General features: G+C 38.8%; 27 protein-coding genes. 6 read left to right on the forward strand and 21 right to left on the reverse strand.

Annotation, left to right across the window (positions count from 1 at the left end):
• Positions 1 to 2: 2 nt before the first annotated feature.
• From ACJA3J_RS15160 to ACJA3J_RS15205, 10 genes are all read right to left on the reverse strand, one after another.
• Positions 3 to 791, reverse strand: coding sequence for a DnaD domain-containing protein (locus ACJA3J_RS15160; protein ID WP_406944511.1), 789 nt, complete (start codon positions 789 to 791; stop codon positions 3 to 5).
• Between the two features lie 5 nt (positions 792 to 796).
• On the reverse strand, positions 797 to 967 hold the full coding sequence (locus ACJA3J_RS15165; protein ID WP_406944512.1) for a hypothetical protein: 171 nt from the start codon (positions 965 to 967) through the stop codon (positions 797 to 799).
• On the reverse strand, positions 967 to 1854 hold the full coding sequence (gene recT, locus ACJA3J_RS15170; RefSeq protein ID WP_406944513.1) for a recombination protein RecT: 888 nt from the start codon (positions 1852 to 1854) through the stop codon (positions 967 to 969). Before recT ends, ACJA3J_RS15165 begins: the two co-directional genes overlap by 1 nt.
• Positions 1854 to 2804, reverse strand: a complete 951-nt coding sequence (locus ACJA3J_RS15175; protein WP_406944514.1) for a YqaJ viral recombinase family protein — start codon at positions 2802 to 2804, stop codon at positions 1854 to 1856. Before ACJA3J_RS15175 ends, recT begins: the two co-directional genes overlap by 1 nt.
• Before the next feature lie 78 nt (positions 2805 to 2882).
• Positions 2883 to 3095: a hypothetical protein gene (locus tag ACJA3J_RS15180; protein WP_406944515.1), complete on the reverse strand. Its 213-nt coding sequence runs from the start codon at positions 3093 to 3095 to the stop codon at positions 2883 to 2885.
• 217 nt (positions 3096 to 3312) lie between these two features.
• Positions 3313 to 3570 carry an AbrB/MazE/SpoVT family DNA-binding domain-containing protein gene (locus tag ACJA3J_RS15185; RefSeq protein ID WP_406944516.1) on the reverse strand — a complete coding sequence of 86 codons (258 nt, stop codon included), beginning with the start codon at positions 3568 to 3570 and terminating at the stop codon, positions 3313 to 3315.
• Between the two features lie 109 nt (positions 3571 to 3679).
• Positions 3680 to 3949, reverse strand: a complete 270-nt coding sequence (locus tag ACJA3J_RS15190) for a hypothetical protein (protein ID WP_406944517.1) — start codon at positions 3947 to 3949, stop codon at positions 3680 to 3682.
• Positions 3946 to 4470 carry an XRE family transcriptional regulator gene (locus ACJA3J_RS15195; RefSeq protein WP_406944518.1) on the reverse strand — a complete coding sequence of 175 codons (525 nt, stop codon included), beginning with the start codon at positions 4468 to 4470 and terminating at the stop codon, positions 3946 to 3948. The genes ACJA3J_RS15190 and ACJA3J_RS15195 overlap by 4 nt, the downstream gene beginning before the upstream one ends.
• Positions 4471 to 4539: 69 nt before the next feature.
• Positions 4540 to 4842 (reverse strand): DNA-binding protein, encoded by a 303-nt coding sequence (locus ACJA3J_RS15200; RefSeq protein WP_406944519.1) that lies wholly within the window; start codon positions 4840 to 4842, stop codon positions 4540 to 4542.
• The gene (locus ACJA3J_RS15205; RefSeq protein ID WP_406944520.1) at positions 4842 to 5189 is read right to left on the reverse strand and encodes a helix-turn-helix transcriptional regulator; all 348 of its coding nucleotides are present in this window, start codon (positions 5187 to 5189) and stop codon (positions 4842 to 4844) included. The genes ACJA3J_RS15200 and ACJA3J_RS15205 overlap by 1 nt, the downstream gene beginning before the upstream one ends.
• A 50-nt stretch (positions 5190 to 5239) precedes the next feature.
• Between ACJA3J_RS15205 and ACJA3J_RS15210 the strand changes: the two genes are divergently transcribed.
• From ACJA3J_RS15210 to ACJA3J_RS15235, 6 genes are all read left to right on the forward strand, one after another.
• Positions 5240 to 5593 (forward strand): helix-turn-helix domain-containing protein, encoded by a 354-nt coding sequence (locus ACJA3J_RS15210; protein WP_406944521.1) that lies wholly within the window; start codon positions 5240 to 5242, stop codon positions 5591 to 5593.
• A complete protein-coding gene (locus ACJA3J_RS15215; protein ID WP_406944522.1) occupies positions 5560 to 6579 on the forward strand; it encodes an SHOCT domain-containing protein in 1020 nt (339 codons plus the stop codon). The genes ACJA3J_RS15210 and ACJA3J_RS15215 overlap by 34 nt, the downstream gene beginning before the upstream one ends.
• 53 nt (positions 6580 to 6632) lie before the next feature.
• A complete protein-coding gene (locus tag ACJA3J_RS15220) occupies positions 6633 to 7037 on the forward strand; it encodes a DUF6941 family protein (protein ID WP_406944523.1) in 405 nt (134 codons plus the stop codon).
• Positions 7037 to 7744: a hypothetical protein gene (locus ACJA3J_RS15225; protein WP_406944524.1), complete on the forward strand. Its 708-nt coding sequence runs from the start codon at positions 7037 to 7039 to the stop codon at positions 7742 to 7744. Before ACJA3J_RS15220 ends, ACJA3J_RS15225 begins: the two co-directional genes overlap by 1 nt.
• 77 nt (positions 7745 to 7821) lie before the next feature.
• A complete protein-coding gene (locus tag ACJA3J_RS15230; protein ID WP_406944525.1) occupies positions 7822 to 8367 on the forward strand; it encodes an ImmA/IrrE family metallo-endopeptidase in 546 nt (181 codons plus the stop codon).
• A 3-nt stretch (positions 8368 to 8370) separates the two neighbouring features.
• Positions 8371 to 9591 carry a tyrosine-type recombinase/integrase gene (locus tag ACJA3J_RS15235; RefSeq protein ID WP_406944526.1) on the forward strand — a complete coding sequence of 407 codons (1221 nt, stop codon included), beginning with the start codon at positions 8371 to 8373 and terminating at the stop codon, positions 9589 to 9591.
• A gap of 57 nt (positions 9592 to 9648) precedes the next feature.
• Here ACJA3J_RS15235 and ACJA3J_RS15240 read toward each other — a convergent pair whose 3' ends face one another.
• The 11 genes from ACJA3J_RS15240 to ACJA3J_RS15290 form a co-directional block, all read right to left on the reverse strand.
• The gene (locus ACJA3J_RS15240; protein WP_406944527.1) at positions 9649 to 11133 is read right to left on the reverse strand and encodes a Sau3AI family type II restriction endonuclease; all 1485 of its coding nucleotides are present in this window, start codon (positions 11131 to 11133) and stop codon (positions 9649 to 9651) included.
• A gap of 125 nt (positions 11134 to 11258) precedes the next feature.
• Positions 11259 to 12449 (reverse strand): phospholipase D-like domain-containing protein, encoded by a 1191-nt coding sequence (locus ACJA3J_RS15245; protein WP_406944528.1) that lies wholly within the window; start codon positions 12447 to 12449, stop codon positions 11259 to 11261.
• A 177-nt stretch (positions 12450 to 12626) separates the two neighbouring features.
• On the reverse strand, positions 12627 to 13298 hold the full coding sequence (radC, locus tag ACJA3J_RS15250; protein WP_143015261.1) for a DNA repair protein RadC: 672 nt from the start codon (positions 13296 to 13298) through the stop codon (positions 12627 to 12629).
• A gap of 60 nt (positions 13299 to 13358) precedes the next feature.
• Positions 13359 to 13925: a Maf family protein gene (locus tag ACJA3J_RS15255; protein WP_406944529.1), complete on the reverse strand. Its 567-nt coding sequence runs from the start codon at positions 13923 to 13925 to the stop codon at positions 13359 to 13361.
• 163 nt (positions 13926 to 14088) lie between these two features.
• A complete protein-coding gene (locus ACJA3J_RS15260; protein ID WP_089652668.1) occupies positions 14089 to 14901 on the reverse strand; it encodes an SPOR domain-containing protein in 813 nt (270 codons plus the stop codon).
• 94 nt (positions 14902 to 14995) lie between these two features.
• Positions 14996 to 15862, reverse strand: a complete 867-nt coding sequence (locus ACJA3J_RS15265) for a hypothetical protein (RefSeq protein WP_406944530.1) — start codon at positions 15860 to 15862, stop codon at positions 14996 to 14998.
• Entirely contained in the window at positions 15859 to 16437 is a 579-nt protein-coding gene (locus ACJA3J_RS15270) for a hypothetical protein (protein ID WP_406944531.1), read from the reverse strand. Before ACJA3J_RS15270 ends, ACJA3J_RS15265 begins: the two co-directional genes overlap by 4 nt.
• Before the next feature lie 20 nt (positions 16438 to 16457).
• Complete coding sequence (gene pilM / locus ACJA3J_RS15275) at positions 16458 to 17423, reverse strand: type IV pilus biogenesis protein PilM (RefSeq protein ID WP_089652671.1); 966 nt, start codon at positions 17421 to 17423, stop codon at positions 16458 to 16460.
• 15 nt (positions 17424 to 17438) lie between these two features.
• Entirely contained in the window at positions 17439 to 18197 is a 759-nt protein-coding gene (locus tag ACJA3J_RS15280) for a prepilin peptidase (RefSeq protein ID WP_406944532.1), read from the reverse strand.
• A gap of 64 nt (positions 18198 to 18261) precedes the next feature.
• Positions 18262 to 18708 carry a prepilin-type N-terminal cleavage/methylation domain-containing protein gene (locus ACJA3J_RS15285; protein WP_115895276.1) on the reverse strand — a complete coding sequence of 149 codons (447 nt, stop codon included), beginning with the start codon at positions 18706 to 18708 and terminating at the stop codon, positions 18262 to 18264.
• 137 nt (positions 18709 to 18845) lie between these two features.
• Positions 18846 to 20054 (reverse strand): type II secretion system F family protein, encoded by a 1209-nt coding sequence (locus tag ACJA3J_RS15290; protein ID WP_406944533.1) that lies wholly within the window; start codon positions 20052 to 20054, stop codon positions 18846 to 18848.
• Between the last annotated feature and the right edge of the window lies 1 nt (position 20055).

The following is a 20055-nucleotide window of genomic DNA, read 5'->3' on the forward strand; positions in this document are numbered from 1 at the left end:
TCCTAAAATCCATAGTTATATTTCTTCTCTGGCTTCCTGATTGGCGTTACGTTAGATTGATTTGTCGGCTGGATACTCTTTTGTACCGCTCGAGCATCTTCCAAAGACTGAACCCCTTTTGATTGCCAGTCTCTTAATATCGCTCCACAGTATCCAAAATGCGATTTGTTGTTTTTCACTGCTAGTTTCATAGATGCGACCACAAGCTCATCGGACATTTCGCTAGACCATTCCGTTATGTTTTGACTTACAAATGGTTTCAGCATTCCAAAGTTTTGCTCGTAGAATGTGTGCGGATTTTCATCGTTTTTATTATCATCATTAACCTTAATATCATTTATTACATTCTTATTATTGTTCCGCTTTTGTTCTCTCTGCGTTCCGTTATCGTTCTTATTCTGTTCTCGCTCTGTTCTCTCTGCGTTCTCATTGTTGTTTTTATATTTATCAAACCCTTGATAAGATGCGTAATTGACAACCGTAAAAAGTGTTCCAAGTTCAGTCTCTTCAATTTTGAGTCTGTCTTCTTTAACAAGCTGATCAACTTTCCTTTTAATTAATGAAAGTGAGTATTTCTTAACACTTCGATTCTCCAAATATTCCAGGTCATCCCTTAAATTTCTGTACGACCTCAAGAACTGACCACGCTCTAACTTAATGCCAGCAACTCTTGTCCCATCCTCTGAAAATACGGCGTTACCATAGATGTAGAAGAAGATCCTAAACTTAGGTACGTCGTTCCAGATGGGATTGGAAAACACATCTCTGCTAGTCAGGAAAGCTCCTCCCACCGATATCACCTTACTTTCTTAATAATTGCGTTCATCTTCTCGATTTTCACCAGCTCCCATCCAGGACAGGTGTTTCTCACGTAACTTTGCACATAACGCTTGAATAGCTGCCCTGGTGAGCTGGCACCCTCAACCATCCATACATAGTAATAAGGGATGGTTATTTTACGATTCATCACTTAAGATCCATAGCTGCCTGTTCTGCAGAAACTTTAGATCGGTCTTCCGATTCATTTGACTGGTCTCCACTATCTTCTTGAGCTTCTTCATCACTAGAAGGGATATCAATATACTCTTGGTCGTAAACTGATTCAGCACCTTCTGTAACATCTTTGCGAACGGTCTCGTCATTCGTTGCTTGATTTTGAATTTCAACACTGATAGGTAGATATTTGAACATTCGACGGATAACAGTTTTCTTGGCCATCTCTTCATAGTCTGTCTGCCAAGGTCCAAACTTTCCTGCTTTAGACCGTTCTTTCACCTTGTCTACATCATTACGACTGAAGACTTCAAATTGATAACCTCCATCCTTAAAATGAGCTACGGAGTATACAAAGGTCATGTCGCCTCTCTCTCCAGTAGAAGGCTTGTGAACGAGTTTCTGATGGAGTCCAAGCTCATATTCGAATTCATCATTCTCATGGACTGTATGAGCGTAAATACTCTCGATGTGACCGGACCGACGAGCAAGATCAATCATCCCCTTATAACCGATAATGAATTGAACATCTGTCTCTTTCATCTTGCCGTTGTAGAAAGGTACCAGGTAACAGTGACCAATCAGCCCTGGTTCGAGACCGAGTTGCGCTGCTTGCATCACAGCTCCCATCAATGATGGAATCGAGCATTCCAGTAACTTAGGATTCTGTCGGATCGTTGTCATTGCTATGCGTCCAAGACGATCCGCGTCCATGTGCTTAGGAAGGGCCCGTTCGAACTCTGGCCCCATTTTCTTGAGATAAGCTTGTATTGTGTTAACTTGGTTATTTGATTGCTGAGGAGAGCTGCTCTTATTCTTCTTATTAGCTAGTTGGTTCTTCGCGGTACTATTCGTTGCCATTATTTAGCCTCCTTGAATTTCAATGGTCTTGAGGTGCTGACCTTCAAGTACTCTTCATATAGTTCTGGCTTTTCAGCTTTCAAACGCTTGGAATCTATCGAACGTCTTTCTTGATTTTTGAAGGTAACAACATATTGATTGGTGAAGCCTTTTTCATAGGTTCCTAGCTTTTGCTTCAAACGATTCTCGTACTCATTCTTTTTGGTTTTGAGGTCTTTCTCTTCACGTTTTATTTGCTCCAATGCCTCAAGCAACATATCCGAACCTGAGTCCAGTTCTGTTTCACTGTTTGGATCTGCATCAGGGTACATAGCTTTTATAAAGTCAACAGAAGCATCTGAACCATCTATCTTAGGTGGATTTTGCCCTAAGACGTTCTCTTCCCAAAACTCCTTTTCTAGAGCAATGAGGTTCTGGATAAGGTCTTCATCTCGCTCCACTTTCTTATAAACGAATTTGTTACCTCCAATAAGAACTGCAATCCACCAAGCATCAGCGCCAGTAACAGCCATGTAATGCTGACATTGGAGTAAGTAAGCCATCGGAATCTCTTCCCCGTCCCATTCATCCTTGAGATACTCACTAGCCGTCTTGCACTCCAAGCCTTCGTTGCGTCCAACGATAAGACGATCAACGTTTGCGAGCATCCATTCATGTTCAGGGTGTTGAAGTATCGCGTTCCTTTTCCGGACTTTCAAGCCTGTTCGTTTACTGAACTCCTGAGCAACTGTTGTCTCCATCACGTTTCCCCAGTAAGCAGCTTCTGCATTAGAGGATTCTGACTTCACTTCACCGATCTTCTCCATATAAACAACCACTGGAGACTTCCACTTATTAAAGCCAGCAATGGCTGCAGCGTCGGATCCTCCGATTCCCTTCCTTCGAGACTCCAACCACTCTTTTTCTTCCATTTCAGCCGTGCTTTGAAGAACCTGTGCTTTCACTCCCATATTGGACCTCCTCAAGATTTCTGATATAATGTTGTCAAAGAACTTTCTTAAGTATCCGCATTGCCGTGCGGATTTTTTTTATGCCTTCTTTTCTTCTGCTCCAAGAGTCTCTAAAACCTCTCTGGATTCCTGCATGAGTGTTTCTATCAAGAAAAACTCCTCATTCAATACATAAATTTCATCACCGGCAAAAACTTCATTACCAAGACCATCTAAACCATAATGATCAGGCTCAGGTACACCTACTGGATAACCGGTTCTTTCTATTTGACCTAGTACTGGATGATTCATATTCACACCACCTTTCTGATGCCAGCGCATCGTTGAAGCCAGGAACATGTATGGACGAATCATTTAAGAGGGGTATTGTTCCTAGCCTCAACGACAGGCTGATCCTGTCGCTCTTTTAACACATTGCTAGTACTCAATAAGCATGATATATTGGAAGCAGCTTAAACCTAAGCGCTTATTTATTAAGTCATCTGGACCGCCATCCAGGTGACTATTTTTATTTCTCCACATAGTCGATCACCTTTTGAATAGTCTCTTGAGACTCCTTAGACAATTCTCTTTTTATTTGGTTTAACTCTTCGATAACAACCTTCTTCTCTTCTTCTTTTCCATAAGGTCGAATAACTAGAGAGTCTTCATTCATGAACATTTCGAGTGGCTGTCCATGTCCCCATCCTTGTGAATCCCTGACTTCCTTTGGTACAACAACTCGTCCTAATTCATCCAATTTCCGTACGATTCCAAGTGCTTTCATTCCAATCTCCCTTTCATTAGTTAATAGCTGATAAATGATGTGTACAGTATTCCAAAAGCAATAATAAAAAGTACGATGTACGTTACATCTAACTTGGTATATCTCCTACTCATATCCGTGTTTCACCACAGCAACCATCAGGGCCTTGATTCTCAAGATCTATAGCAACTTTCTTCAGGCTATCGTGGTTCATCTTTCTTTCACGCAAGAACTCTAATTCGTTAAGGCTATTCAGAATGTCGACACCTATCAGTTTCGCTTTTGAAAAGTCACCTTGGGCGATGGACTCTTCTTGCTTTTTCTTAAGGTTATATAAGCAACGGATTTCCTTTGCTGCTGTACCGGCGTCCTGTTCCAAGTAGTTATCTAGATTATTCATGTCGTGACGTACCCCCTTGATTGAAGCTTCCGGTGGTGATCTTCCCAAAGCTGATTCCAGCTCAAGTCATACTCTTCACAAAGCGTGGCAACATAAGTAATTGAGGCTCCTATCACATCGATGTGCTCTCTTGCTGACAGCTCTATGTCCTGAAGCTCGAATGACTGAGTAAAGGAAGGATTTTTTGTAAGTTTCACTTTTTCCATAGCATCGATAGCCTCCTTCAACTCTTCCATTGCTTTCTCTCTGACGGCTGAACGATGAAGGTCTACAGCTGGTCCATCCAGTCGTGTTACTCCCCACCCTGTGTACTCAAAAGCTGCTTCAAGAGCCAACCATGGATTGTTGTTTTTCTCTGTGAAATGTTGGACTGTTGATGGAGTAATCTTTCTTTCTCCATTCTCTTGCTTGGCTACATACTCACGTGATTGGAACATGTCCATCGATAACTGTTGCTGGGTTTTACCACTATGCACCCGTGCCTCTTTCATCATTCGAGCTGCTTTGCTCTTCTTATCCATTTTCTCCACTCCTTTTGTACCTAAAGAGGTACCATTATTTAGTTGTCTTAGTGTTATTCTTAAGTTGAGTTAAATAATTGATAATTTCTTAGGGTTATGGTTCTCTTGAACCCAATCAGTATTGCTGTAAATCCAGTCCATTAACAAAGATGTTGGGACTCTAGGATGGCCAAGTTCACGATTCACTGGAAAATCATCTCGGTTAAACAATTCCGCACATTTCGTCTCACCAATCTGCATCAATTTCATAAATTCTTTTCGTGTGAGTAACAGGGGTAACTGATCTTTCAGGGCGTGGCGCTTTATCGCTTTGTCCACCGCATCATTAATGAGTTGTTGCAGTTGATCAGCATCAAGTGTGACTTGTAGCATTAAATCACCTCCTTTGAATCATCACCGCAACTTTTTGTTGTGTTATTGTTCAAAAAAATATTCTCTGGTCTTACTTTAAAAATTTTCGCTATAGAAACAGCAAGCTTAAGACTTGGACTTCTCACGCCTTTTTCTATCATGCCGTAGTAACTATCAGTTATTTTTATACCGTGTTTTGTGGAAAGCTCTTCAACTACACGTTTTTGAGACCACTTTTTGTTCTTTCTATATTGAATTAATTTTTCTCGTTTCAAATTACCATCTCCCAACGTTTTGTTGTATAAAGAATAACCCAACATTTTGTTGTTGTCAATAATATCTAACAACTTTTTGTTGTTTTTACCCAAAAACCCAACTCTTTGTTGTATTATGTGGGTATGGAAGAAGGGTGATTAATATGGCGGATGTAAGTGAGAGACTAAAAATGCTTAGAAAAGAAAACAAAATGAGCCAAAGAGACGTTGCGAAATTATTGGGAATTTCGGAGAGTGGATATGGCTACTATGAACAAGGAAGAAATGAACCTTCTATTGGTATGATTAAGATGCTCGCTGATCGCTATGATGTGACAACTGATTACCTATTAGGGAGATCAAACAGTCCTGACCTTTCTGAACAAGAAGAATTTGAAGGCTTCGCAAACGATCCCGAACTTCAAAAGTGGTACAAGGAACTCCCTAAGTCTAAAGAAGAAGACCTTAGAAGGTTGAGAAAAATGTGGGAAATTATAAAAGAGGACCAAAGCGAATAGGAGGTATTTCTATCTATACTTTCGAGGAACTCAAAACTGAGTTGAAGCCGATTGGGAAATTCAACTTGTTCAGCATGAAAAAAGATATTGAATATCTATCTTCCACCTTAGAATCTAATGAAATAATTGAGGGTTGTTCAGAAGCCTTTTCAGGCATGAAAAATTATATCCTTGTATTAACTAACAAAAGATTAATTGCTGTTAAGAATAAAAACTTCGGAAATCATTTTTTTCATGAAGAATATCGAAGAAATGAAATATTAGAATTGACTACAGAGAGAGTTTCTAAAGGAGATTACGTTTACTTTAGTTACAATAACGAAAAAGTTAAACTTAGCTTACCGAGAAACAAAAATTCTGAAGCTTTTGCTCTTAAGCTATATAAAAGTTTTAGCGAAGGTAGAAAACCTACTGGTCAAAGTATAATACCTGCCCCAGATATTAAAACTAAAGGTTCACCAAAAGTAAATATTCAAATACTGAACGGGAAAGACCAACTCGGGTATAAAGGCACAGTATTCCAGATCATTCAAGAAAAAGCTGGTGAGATTCGCTTCAAAGTAGATTATAAGGCCACATCCGATGTGTTTATCTTTCTAAAATATGAAAGAACAGAAAACATCAAGAAAAGTGCCCTGGACGTAATGGGATGGACATTTGCAGGGAATATGCTGTGGGGTAAAACTGGGGCACTTGCAACTGGCCTAGCCTCTCAAAAAGGAACGGACAACTCAACTGCAGCATTATTCCTTAGAGAAAAAGAAACGAAGAAAAATATTATGCTGATCATCAAATGTGATAGTAAGGTACTCAGCAAACTCTCCCTGTTCATTCCAGCGCAAGAGGAACTCCAAGAAACTGCCGCGCCCCCTGAAAACTCAGGTGATAAGTATGAGCAACTTGAAAAGATAGGCAAACTAAAAGATCAAGGTATCTTAACAGATGCAGAATTTCAATCGGAGAAGGAAAAGATATTAAATAGTTAAGTAGCGTGCTTTTACGCCTTTTTTTACATAAAAAAGTTATAGGTGGGATTCCAATGGCTAATATAGGTCATATAATAATCTGTGAAGAAGTTCTCGAAAGACAAGATAATAAGTTGGCAATAGTTGGACCTTTATCAATGATTGTATTAGACGCAATTCCAAACAACTATACATTTACAGCATCAATCGCTATTTTTGATATTGAACCTCGCATAGTGTATGAATTCTCTGTCAAGGTGTATTCCCCATCCAGTGAAGAGCTTTGGGGTTTTAATGGTGACTTCGATACTCAAGCAGACGCAGGATGGCACTCCACAATTATGAACATTCCTTTCAGAAACTTTAAATTCACCTCTGAAGGTTCTTATATGATTGAAGTGACTCTTACTAACAAAAACGATGAAAAACAAACACAAACAAAGGAGTTTAATTTCTCGGTTAGAAAGAAGGAATCATAATGACTGAAGAAAAACCATATATTGCTACACATGAAAATGACAAAATAGAAATCACCGGTGCTAATATGGAACACTTGAAAAAGGATGACCAAGTATTAGCAGACACCATAGATATGTTTCGTAACAATCCTAAAGTAGCTAACACCTTTATTGGTAACGGTGTTAATATTAGAGTAAATGATGTGGAAGAACTAACTGATGAAGGTAGTTACTTCAGTGAAGCAGTAAGAGAAGTTAGGGATCTCTCAGAATTTCTTAATCCAACTTCAGTGGAAGTTGAGGAGGAATCGATTATGAGTAATAGTGATCATTTTGATTCGTTTTATAAAGAGATTAAAGATGACATGCGAGAAAGAGAAGAACGAAATGAAAAGAGAGAAGAGCGCATACGGAGAGAAATTGAACAACGGGAAGATCGATTTGAACGGTCAATGGACAAATATCAACAAGAAAGTAAAGAACGAGAAGAAAGATTCCTTGATACAATAAATCGCATAGAAGGAAAAATGGATAACATGGACCAAAACTTTAATAATCGTATCGATAAGCTTGAGGAAAACACTAATATTCGACTGGATAAATCTGAGACAAAAATTGAAGATATAGCTAAGGATACTCGTCAAATCTTAACTGCTAATATATGGGGATTTCTTGCTTTTTTTGCTGCGATGGTTGCTATAATTGTTACATTAATGATTCAATTGTGAAATTGGCGTGACATTCACGCCAATTTCTTTTTACCAAATAAACGAACATACGTTCTAAGTCGAGGGAAGGTGGTCAAATGTACCAATACACAATGTTAGAAAGCCAAATCAAAAATTTCTTACATTCAAAGTCCATCTTTGTACCTAAACAACTTACGATGGCGCGCTTAACAAAAAGAACGAATATAAACCTGCGTTTTTATGACGATGATAGTGCTGCCACTGTATCGAACGGGGCCGTTTACATTTTCATCAATGAACGTCTCCCGGAAAATTTGCAATGGATAGAATTTTGCCATGAATTTTGCCACGCTACTCAACATTATGGCGACCAAATGAGGTTGCAGAAATCATTTGTAGAATACCAAGAGTCTAAAGCGCGTAACTTTGCTATGCATTTGTCAGTCCCGACATTAATGCTGCGACGAATGCATCTCCCCCATAACATTATCGAAAGCTCATATATGGTCGCGGACATGTTTAATGTTACACCTAACTACGCTTTAAGAAGGCTGCGTCATTTGGAAAACCAAACCTTGAGCGCTCAACTGTACGAAAGTTTTAAAGAAAGTGTACCATCCCCCTTGCAGTATCTGAGATATGGTACCAGTGAGGAGGTGTGAATAATGCATTGTGAGAAGATTACTCTTAAGTCTGGAAAGATTAGATGGGAATGTGTCGCCGATGGTCCGCGTGATCCCGTAACAGGTAAGCGAAATCAAATTACAAGAAGGGCAGTTAAACAGAAAGATGCCAAGAATAAGGTCCTAGCAGCTATTCGGGAGCTGGGGGAACAAGGCTACGATAATAAGCTTAGTGGAAAGATGACATTCGATGATTTGACCCAAGAGTGGTATGAAATATATAAGGTATCGGGAAAAAAAGACAGCACCTTGCTTAGGTGTCGAAAAGACATTGATATTCTCAACCGAAACATGGCTAAGACACCTATTATTAAAATCACTCACTTTTCTTATCAGAAAGCAATAAACGCTATTTTCCAACACTACTCCCGAAATACAGTCAAAGGTATCCATAGTACGGCAAAGCAGATATTTAAATTTGCTAAGAAAAATAAATGGATCTTAGAGAACCCGGCAATTGATGTACAGATCCCAAGAGAACAGAAAACAATTCAGGAAATTAAACAAGATACCATTGAAGAAAAATACCTTGATCATGATGAACTTGAGCAATTTTTAAGAGCTGCAGTTGAACACGGCAAAACGTATGATAAAGAACGTTTTTATACTTTAGCTTTTTCCGGAATGCGACCAGGAGAATTATGCGCTCTTCAAAAACAGGACCTATTGTTCGAGAAAGATACTATAGATATAACAAAGACCATGTATAACGAGAAGAATAACATGCGGGAATACATTCTAACTCCCCCCAAGACATACGGATCCGTAAGAGAAGTAATTATGGAGAAGATGGTAATGGATATGCTTAAGAAAGTGGTGTTAGAAAATGACATAAGAAAAATGAAATTGAGGAACACGCTGGTGAAATATCGTAATTCTTTGGAGGACTATCACAATAAAGATTTTCTGTTTGCGAGAAAAAACGGTTACCCTTACAACACTATTCAGTTAAATGTAAGGATGAACCGGCTGCTTAAATTTACCGATATAAAGAAACGAGCAACTCCCCACATTTTTAGACACACACATGTAAGTATGCTGGCTGAAGCCAAGGTAGATTTGGCAACGATAATGAAGAGAGTAGGTCACGAAGATACCACTACGACAATGAAGATATATACACATGTAACTAATAAAATGAAAAAAGATGCTCCTGTTCAAATATCCAAGTTATACGGGAATATTTTGTCAAAACTTCCATGATAATAATAGAAGAAGGAAATCATCAATGACTTCCTTCTTCTATTATAAAAAATACTATTAATTTAATAACTCCTCATTTAACTGACTTAGAACATAAGAATTATTAAACCAAAAACTTTGTATTGTCATTATTTGGCCATCAGGAAGTTCATCTCCGTAAACCGGTTTTTCTCCTATTACTTCACCGTTTTTAAGTTTATAGAAACTTTCACCCGTGTGGGGGCGAATATGAATAACACGATTGGCATTTTTTTTCGGAAGATTATTTCTCATTCTCCAAAATGTAATCCCGTCTTTCTTGTATTGTTTATTTAATTTTATGCCATCTTGCAATACTTTTTGTACATCACTCCAACCTTTTCCTGCTTCTTCCAAATCATTATTGGTTATATTCCAGAATTGGCTACCCTTTAAAATATAATGATCGCCTTCTTTCTTAAATACCACGAATAGAAACCGCTTTGAGCTTAACCGATTGTATAAATCAGACTCCTCCCATTCCTGATTCGTAATTCTCTCAAAAGTAATTCTTGGAAATGACATGTTTTCTTTTATAGTCCCATTCTCATTTACCCTTATAGTTTTGACTTCAATATTTGCTTTTTCAAATTCTTCAGCACGATTTGATTTAACTCCAAGCATACGATAGGTAATTGCACTCCAGAAGTTCTTCGTACCAGGTTTAACATCTAAATTCAATTTATCTACTAACTCTTTATCAGTTTTATCTTTATATAGATTTATCTTTTCTAAAACAAGTTCTTCTATAGTCCTATTTGCAATATCACTTTCGCTACTTAAAATTGACTCATAGGTATTTACTTTATTAAGAATATACTTATTAAGTATATTTGTTACATAGGATTGCTTTAAGCAAAAAGCGCGCCTTCTAGCTTTGGTGCCATCCGAATAATATTCTTGTGGAACATTACTCTTATCCGAATTAACACCTTTTGTACATGCACCTAAATACATGGTTTCTCCCTCTGCAAGCTCATGCGCTTTTCCATTTTTCACTTTAGAAATTATTTTTTTATAATCATCCATGATGATTTTCATATCTTCTTCAGGTGGTGAGAACATCGTTACAAAATGAATAGGATATTCAATTCTTGGTAGGGTTCTATCACGTTGATATTGTACTAATAGTGTTAACCTGAGTTTTTTATAAACATGTGAAGAAAAGAAATCCTCATCTACAGGCTCGTTATAGTTGATCATAGTGATTACCAATCGTTCACCTGCTGAGTACCCACCTCTTTTACCTCTTTCATAAGCTGTTACTTTTAACTCAACACCTGCTTTTTTAAAGTCAGGTTCTTGTTCACTATTGGTTTCAATACCAAAATGATGATTTTCTACTAAATGCCCTATCCCGCCTTTATAATTAGGATTATTCACCTTTGATATTATTTCATTCTTCTCTTCATCCCCCATTCCTGTTTCATCAAGCACGTCTAAAATTCTTTTCCCCAACAACACTTCACCATATTCTTTAATGCTTAAAGGGTCAGTATCATCATATTTCAACAATTTACTCACTTCATATCCCCCTAAAAAACCAAAAATTGGATGCTATGATTAAATAATATCACAAAACATGTTAGGAGATGTTTAAAAATTATCAACTTACCCTTGAGCTCAATTGAGGGTACTCTAAAAAACTCTTAAGAACCTTGTAGAACCTTTATTAAAGAATCCAGCTTATAACTCAAGTCCTTTAGATTATCTTCAGTATTAATAATCTGCTCCTGGTATTTCTTATACACTTCCTCGAGTTCTTTAATGTCATTATCTATCATTTCCAAAGTGTTGTTAATTAGTCTTTTGTATCCTTCTTGCTCAGTCATAGGGTAATCTCTTTCATCAATAAATGAATCCAAACTTCCGCCATATTCTTCTATATGCTCTTCTGGATTGTCAGATTTCGAATAAAAATAATCCAATCTATCACTTAACCCTTTGTACTCACTATAATCCATATTATCAATAGAGCTTCTTACTTCCTTAATTGTGCCCTGAATATTAGAACTATTAATCACATCATTCTTAGTCCTTTTAACAACCTTATCCTTAGGGTGCTGCCTTTTACCAATATCACTTGGATCAAGTTCACTCACAGGCTCATCGTGTCCTCTTAATTCATGCTCAACTTTTCCGTTAATTAGGTTAAGATATTTTTTTATATCATTTATCCAATCTTCTACGTAGTGATCGTTTGTTGCATCTAAATTATATTTATCCTGAGGTTCATACCGTATTTTGCTCGCATGTGGATCGCCATTAAATAAATGATTAAATAAATGCGTTCGCCACTCTATCTCCTCTTTAAACTCTCTCAAGTCCTTAACGAGATTAAAGCGTTTTCTATATTTATCGAAGTCTAATGCTGGATATGAAACTTTTAACAATGAATCTAAGCTACTCATTAAGTAACTTATTGCACTTTTATCTTTAGTTATTATTCCTGCCTCCATGTTCGCACCTTTACCACTGTATTCAGTGTAATTTTCCGAACCTATGTATGCTATCTCATCTGTAACTATTATTTTTGAGTGTATTGTAGTGTTAAAATAAAATTTGAGGTAACTAGGAACATTATTATTCAGCAATTCCTTGAAGCTTTCAAACTCTTCTTCTGATCTAAGGTTTGTTAATACCTTAACTACATTTACATTATTTAAGTTAATAAGTGTATTAAGAAGTTTATTCCCATAACGGGTATCAATAGTGACTCCGAATGAAGAAATGTAAATTTTCTTAGCTCTGCTAAAGCTTTGGAGAACTTCTTCATAAGTATGCTCTCCAATCTCTTCTGTTAAAACAATTTTAAAATTGGTGAATTCCTCTTTAAACACCTAATCTCTCCCCATTTATAATTATCGGCACAGTAGTAACAAAATGTCACTTGAATTTTACCATAAAATTAAACATAATTTATTTTGTGAGATTTCTGTGAGGTTTCATTCTACAGATGTTCAAGACTTTTTGAATATGGCCTTTGTTTCAAGGATATCCCTATAAAATAGATAGTGTTACAAATAGCCTTTTTCTTTAAGACTAATGAATTTACGATCACCAATGACAAGATGATCCAGCAATTCTATGCCAATCATCTTTCCGCATTCTTTCAACCTGCGTGTCACTTGGATATCTTCTTGAGATGGAGTTGGGTCACCGGAAGGATGGTTGTGGGCGCAAATGATAGAGGCGGCAGACCTTTTCACCGCTTCTTTAAACACCTCTCTTGGATGGACAATCGAAGCATTCAAGCTGCCGATAAAGATGGTTTGTCTATGGAGGACCTGGTTTTTCGTGTTCAAAAACAAACAGATGAAGTGTTCTTGCTTTAAATCTCTCATTTCTTCCATAATAAAGTCCGCCCCGTCTTCCGGACTTCTGATCATGTAACGTTCCACAGGTTTCATTTTTTGCATTCGTTTCCCTAATTCTATCGCTGCCAGGAGTAAGACAGCTTTTGCTGATCCAATCCCTCGAATAGCTGTCAGTTCTTCAATCGTTGCATCTTTAAGAAGCATGATTCCTTCAAAATGAACAAGAAGCCGGTTGGAAAGCTCCATGACGGACTCACGTTTCGTTCCACTTCCTAACAGGATGGCAAACAATTCTTGATTCGATAAATGGGAAGCTCCGAGTTCAATCAGCCGCTCTCTCGGCCGGTCTTGCCTCGGAACATCTTTGATCATTACACTCGTTTGGGTCAATGATTCGCATCCTTTCCTTCTAAGTCCCCATGCAAGAAGGAGTCACTCGGGGAAGATGCCTAACCTCTTAAGTTCACGTGCGACCCGTGACAGTGGCAGACCGACTACACTGTAATAGTCTCCATGAATTTTTTCAACGAACAAGGACCCTTTGCCTTGGATGCCATATCCTCCAGCCTTATCCCAAGCCTCTCCTGTCCTGATGTAAGCATCGATCTCATTTTCTGACAACCTGAAAAATGTCACTTCTGTCTTAACATCAAACGTATCCACTGTTTGATTTGTTTTTAAACATACCCCTGTATAAACCTCGTGCGTCGTATCACTTAACAATCTTAGATACTTCCTTGCTTCTTGATCATCCTTCGGTTTCCCCAGGATTTCACCATTGTAAACAACAACAGTATCCGAAGCGAGGAGCACCTCATTCTCATCAACCTTTACGTTTTCAGCCTTCACCCTTGCTAAATGAAGGACGGCCTCTTCGGGGGGCATCCCTTCCTCAATCACCTCATCAGCATTGGAAGGACGGACCTCAAACTCATAGCCTGCAAGCTCGAGCAGTTCCTTCCTTCTTGGAGACTGTGATCCTAAAACTAAGCGCTTCATTCCAAACATCATCCTTTCTAAACATGGGGCTCTTTCTATACTACAAGATTTCCATGAAACCGAGGATCATAGAAAAAATTATCTTCCGCAAGAAAAAAATATAAAAAAAGAGCTTTCCATTAAGAAAACTCTCTTTTTCATAGAATATCACGTGATGTTTTCCTTATTCTAATGATTGAGCAACTTTTAACCAATTGATATTCGTATCATCCTGAGATTCCCATTCATTTAAGGCTTGTCCAAGGAATGTATTCTCTCCTACTTCATCCATGAGTTTCTTTCGTTCATTCTCAGACAAATCTTTCATTTCATGTGTTTCTATCGGAGTAACCAGTTCTTGTGGGATTTCTTTTTCAATCGTTACAACAAATGGCTTCACATAAGTTTCAATGCTCTTTCCCGCAAGACGATCTGCAATCTGATCCGCTTCCTGTTTATTCGGTGCACTCCCAACAAACAAGTAATATTGACCATCCCTTTGCCAGACGACTGAGGGTATAAGAAGAGCTGTAAGTTTACTCTGCCATTCATTCGCTTTTCCTTCCGTTGAAAAGGCCCCTGCTTGAACGATATACGTATCAAACGTCTGCGTAGGACCACTCGGGAGCTCAGACATCGGCTCCTCTTCGGAAGCGACCACCTCGGTGTCTGTGTTCGCCTCCCCAGACGCTGGCACGGTTTCCGTTCCTGTCGTGGATGAATCCGTTAATGATACAAACATACGAAGCAGTAAGAAACCAAGGCCAAGACTCACAAAAAGGGCAGTCAGAGCGGTTGTAATTAACGGTCTGACGGGTGTTGAAGAAAAGCGTTTCTTTTTAAAAGGAATGTGGTACACCCGGGTGGCCGGACGTTCGTCTTCCTTATCTTCTTCTACTGCAGCGGCTTGTTCCTTTTGCGTCCGAACAACTTCATTTTTCGTTTCCTGCTGATGTTCATTCCGAAAAGAGATGGAGATCTTATTTTTAGAATCCATGGTTTGATCACTCCTGCAAGGTTTGTTCCAACCCTATCACAGCAGTTTTGAAAACCACGCTGAAATTTGTCATCAGCCCTTCGACAATTTCGGCTTACAATTGACTTTCAGGTTCAGTATCAGAAGATTCTTCCCCGTCTTCTTCTACACGGTCCTGATCTTCCTCATCCAAAGACTCTTCATCATCTTTTTCCTCTGTACTAGTAGATACAGATGGATTCGGATCGTCCCATTGTTCGATAGCAAAAGGATCTGCCTTGTTCGGACTTCCACCATAATGGTATTGTGGCGCTTCATTAGCAAGATTGGCATATAATGGCTGATAATAACTATTCATGACGATAGAATAGCCGAGTTCATTTTCGCTCTCAGGTGCATCAAACTGGATGGATTCGATTTGAATTACACGGGAGAGCGATTGAATTTCTTTCATGAATGAGATCATCTCTTCATAGTTCTCAGAAGTTACATCGACCGTGAACTGCAGAGTATGCAGCCCTTCAATCAGTTGCTCTGCCTCATCTTCTACTGACTCATCAACTACATCTTCATCTACATTCTCTTCATCTTCGTTATTTACACCATTTTCCTCTAACTCATTTTCTGGTTCTATAATAGGTACGGATGACTCTGAATCAGAAATAGCAATACTGTTGATCAGACTTGTGGAGGCGTTCTCTGCCCGGTCAAGGCCAATTAACAGTTGATCAATGAGAGGAACGACTGGCAATTGCTGCTGAATCGTACGGGAAGTGAGGATTTGTTCTCTTTCGTTACCTTCCTGAATATTCTCTATAGCTGAAAGAATCTTTTGTTCTTGGGATAAAGCGGCTTCGTTTTCTGTCACCTGCTCCTGGTATGGAGCAAGTATGACTCTTTGACCTAGTAGGTAAAAAGCTATGATAATGACAACTCCAGCAATGATGACCCATAGACTCGAACGACTCCATTCGATTTTCATTGGGTAAACACCCCCTCAGTAGCGAGCGTCGATTCTTCGAGAACGATATAATAACTCGCAATGTAACGAGGTTGATAATCATACAAATCCTCTGTATCGTCCACTACATCTGTGTCTACACCAGCTAATTCAACATCAGAGATAAACGATTGTTGAAGAAGGGTATTGGTGTATTTCGCTGCTTCCTGGATGGTGTCAAACCTTACATTCACTGTTATTTCAGAAGTGCCTGTTAAAGCAAATGATTCAAAGAACCCACGCTCTGGAAGCAAGGAAACAAGCCCTTCCACCACAGGAATGACAGGGACAACCGTACCTTTCAGCTGCTCAAGAGAATTGTTCAACTGTTCTCTTTCGGTACCTTCTCCTCCAGATGTGGTTGCAAAGCTTTCCTGCTCAACCTTCACCTGTGAGATTTGCTCATCTAAGCGAGATGATTCTTCGACCAGGTTAGACTTTTGAGCATTGAACACGATTGACAAGACCAATAAAAGGAGAGCAAAGAAAGCAACAACTAAGTACGGCAGAATATTTCTCTTTTCTTTCTGTTCTAGTAAATTAATTTCTACTACCATTCTTTCATCCCCTACATCCTTTATGGCTTGATGGACAATCCAATCGCATCTATGTATTCAACGCTGGAAGGTTGGTCTGTTTCTACGAAAACATCTGTTTCCTTCAAAGTATTTACCTGTACACCCTTTTCCTCAAGTAATCCCTTAACCAGGTTATTCTCCGGCCAATCTCCAGTAAGCAGAATCTTCGAGACAGAGGCTTTTCCGTTCATCACCGAAAACCTATAAAAATCCATAATTCTTTCCACTTCGTTTACCTGATCATAGGTAAATTCGGCTGGTTCTCCTTCATCACCATGCCATGTGTAGCGGCCATTTTCCCTTTTCCACAACGTCATAGAAAGCGGACTTCGTGTGTGGTTGATAAATGCCGGTACATGTTCACTAAAGACCGTCAACACACAGCCATCCAGGTTCCAGTCGATTAATAAAAGGTGTTCTCCATCTGAAGTCAAATCCAAATATTCGTATAGACGATAAATAGAAAGAGCACTAATATCTGCCGCTTTGGTTTTCAGCTTGGCATCACCGAAAACCTGGTCTAACATGCGAATTTGTTCTTCCGGAAAAGCAAAAAGAAGCAGTTTTTTCTTTTCTTCACTCTCACTCATAACACTGAAATCAAAAGCAGGATCATCAAAAGGCAGGTGCAGCGTTTCGCCCAATTGCATATATAGATATCCTTTAATCTCCTCAATCTTCAAATGAGCTGGTACTTCATAAGGACGGACGACAACCGAGTGATCCGGTACGGTAAAATAAAGGGCTTTATTACTCCAGCCTTTATTTTCAATGAAGTTTTCAACGATTCTGGTAAGCTCCCTGGAGTCTTTGATTTTCCCGTCCTCCATAACATGAGGAGGGAGAACAATTTCGCCGGTGTCGTCGATTTCCCATGCATTCTCAGACTTTGAAAACACGTATCGAATACAGTGGTTCTTAATTACGAAGTTCACCCGACCGCTTGATTTAAAAAAACGAAACATAAGTCTTCCCTCCTCCTATAAGAAAAACGTTTCATAATAAAGTTGCAACAGATCAAAACCGAACAGGTAACTAATGACAGCAGCAAGTACTATCGACGGACCAAATGGAAAGGGATCTTTCCTGCCGATCACTTTGAAGCTCAATAAAGTCAGACTGATAACCGTTCCAATTAAAGTGGCTAAGAACAAAGTGAGCAAGGTTAACTTTAAACCCATCAGGATTCCTAGCGTTCCTAATAGTTTCATGTCTCCCGCTCCCATGCCACCCTTACTAAGGACAATAATCACAAGGATGATGGCAAACCCGGCTAGAGCACCGTATATTGAGTCATACCATGGTTGTAACGGATGGATTGTTCGGAAAATGATAAAGCTTAGCGCAAAGAATAATAACAGTTTGTTTGGGATCAACATGTAGTTCATGTCACTCACCGTTACTATAACCGCTAGAGATATCAACAGACATGCACCTAAAAAGGATAATGATAAACCTAGATTTATGTACGCCAATAGAAAAAGGAAACCCGTGATTAGCTCAACGAGTGGGTATGTAATCGAAATTGAATGCTGACAGTGTCTACATTTACCTTTGGATATGAGGTAAGAAAAGAGTGGGATTAAGTCTCTTGCTTGTAGAGGTGTTGTACAATGAGGGCAGGCGGAACGTGAGGTTGTGAATGGGATGTTTTTTGGTAAGCGTAGACCGACGACGTGGTAGAATGAACCTAGAATGGTACCAGTAAAGAATAAATATAAATAAATAACTGCGTTCATAATGTACTCCTTTTAATAAAAACAATTATAGTAAAGGCCCTTATATTTCAGGGCCTTTATTATACTAAGTAGTAGGTTCCGCTTCATTTTCAGTAGTAAGTTCTGCTTTAGTTTTACCAGTAATAGAACTTCCCAGTGTAACTTTATAAGTGTAATTCCCATTTCCATCCTCTGTCACCACGACGTAAGCTGGATCATAGGTATCATTAGTTTCAGGATCTACTGGGACACCTTCTAGATAGCCACTAGATTCAAGTTTTGTAGCAGAATACCCAGTATCATTACTATCACCAACACCCTCTAAAGCTTCGCCACTTACATTAGCCAAGCGAGCGGCCTCTAATAATGAGAGTGCATTTGCTTCATGTGCATCATCTTCCGTACTAGCAATTAAATTACCAATCGCAGGAATAGCAATTGCAGCAATAATACCCAAAATAACGATAACAGCCAAAAGCTCAATCAACGTGAAACCTTTCTCATTCTTTAACATTTCTCTCAACTTCTTCATTTTCTCTCTCCTTTTGTAGTACTTTCGATTTTCTGCCAATGGTTATGTACTACTTTTTTCATTAGCAAAATGTCCTATGTTCATTATAAAGGATAAAATGTTTGCAAACTAGCATTTTTGCACATTCTTACAAAATCTTAATTGATCGTGTCGAAGATCGAAAACATCGGTACAGCAATAGCTGCAACGATTCCTCCAACGACAAGCGCCAGCGCTAAAATCATCAGAGGCTCGATCAGCGTTTTCAATCGGTCTGTCGTATATTCAAGCTCAGATTCATAGAATTCAGCGACTTTTGAAAGCATGTAATCGAGAGAGCCTGTCTCTTCTCCAACAGCCATCATTTGAATGACCAATGGTGGAAAAATTGGATACTCCCTCAATGGATCGGAAAGGTTGTTTCCTTTTTCCAAAGATTTATAACTATTCATAATCGCTCGTTCGACCACTTTATTTTCGACTACGTTTTGTGTCACTTGTAGTGATTTTAAAATGGGTACAGAACTATTCATTAAAGAACTCAATGTACTTGTCATCCGCACTAGAGCGGCTTTTTGTATTAATGGTCCGAATACAGGAATTTTCAGCTTTAGTACATCCACTGTGTATTGCAGTTTCGGGTTCCTATCTACGATCAATTTAAAAGCGATAAATAAAACAATTGGAATAAGGATCACAACGTACCAAAAATTTTGAAAAAAGTGGCTCATACTAAGCGTAAGCTGGGTGATCCACGGAAGTTCTCCTCCCATCGTGTCGAACATGCTTGCAAATCGCGGAACGACAAAGGTTAATAAGAAAATAACGATCCCAATCGCAATGAGTCCGACTACCAGAGGATAGGTTAAAGCGGATATGATTTTTTGTCTTGTATCGTATTGTTTCTCATAATAAACCGCTAAGCGTTCCAGGATATCATCCAGATTACCTCCAACCTCACCTGCTCGTACCATATTGATAAATAAGTTGGAAAAGATTTTCGAATGGGAAGCTGCTGCTTCAGAAAATGCACGTCCACCTTCCAACTGATCGCTGATATCATAGAGAGCTTCACTCAACGCACGACTATTGGATTGTTTTGCAAGAATTTTTGTCGATTCAAGTAAGGAAATACCCGCTCTCATGAGCGTAGAAAATTGCCTGAGGTAAATGACAAAATCCTTAGGTTTTACAGGGTTTCCTATTTGGATATCTTTTAAGAGAACACTGTCGATTTCTTTAATTTCCGATATGGTAATGCCCCGCTCTTTTAATGACATGACCGCTTCTTTTCTAGAATTTGCACGCAGCCTCCCCTTTTGAGCTTTACCGAGTAGACTACGGCCTTGATAGGAATAATAGGGCATT

Origin of the sequence: Halobacillus sp. SY10 (assembly GCF_045401165.1) — a bacterium.
In the GTDB taxonomy this organism is placed as follows: domain Bacteria; phylum Bacillota; class Bacilli; order Bacillales; family Halobacillaceae; genus Halobacillus; species Halobacillus aidingensis.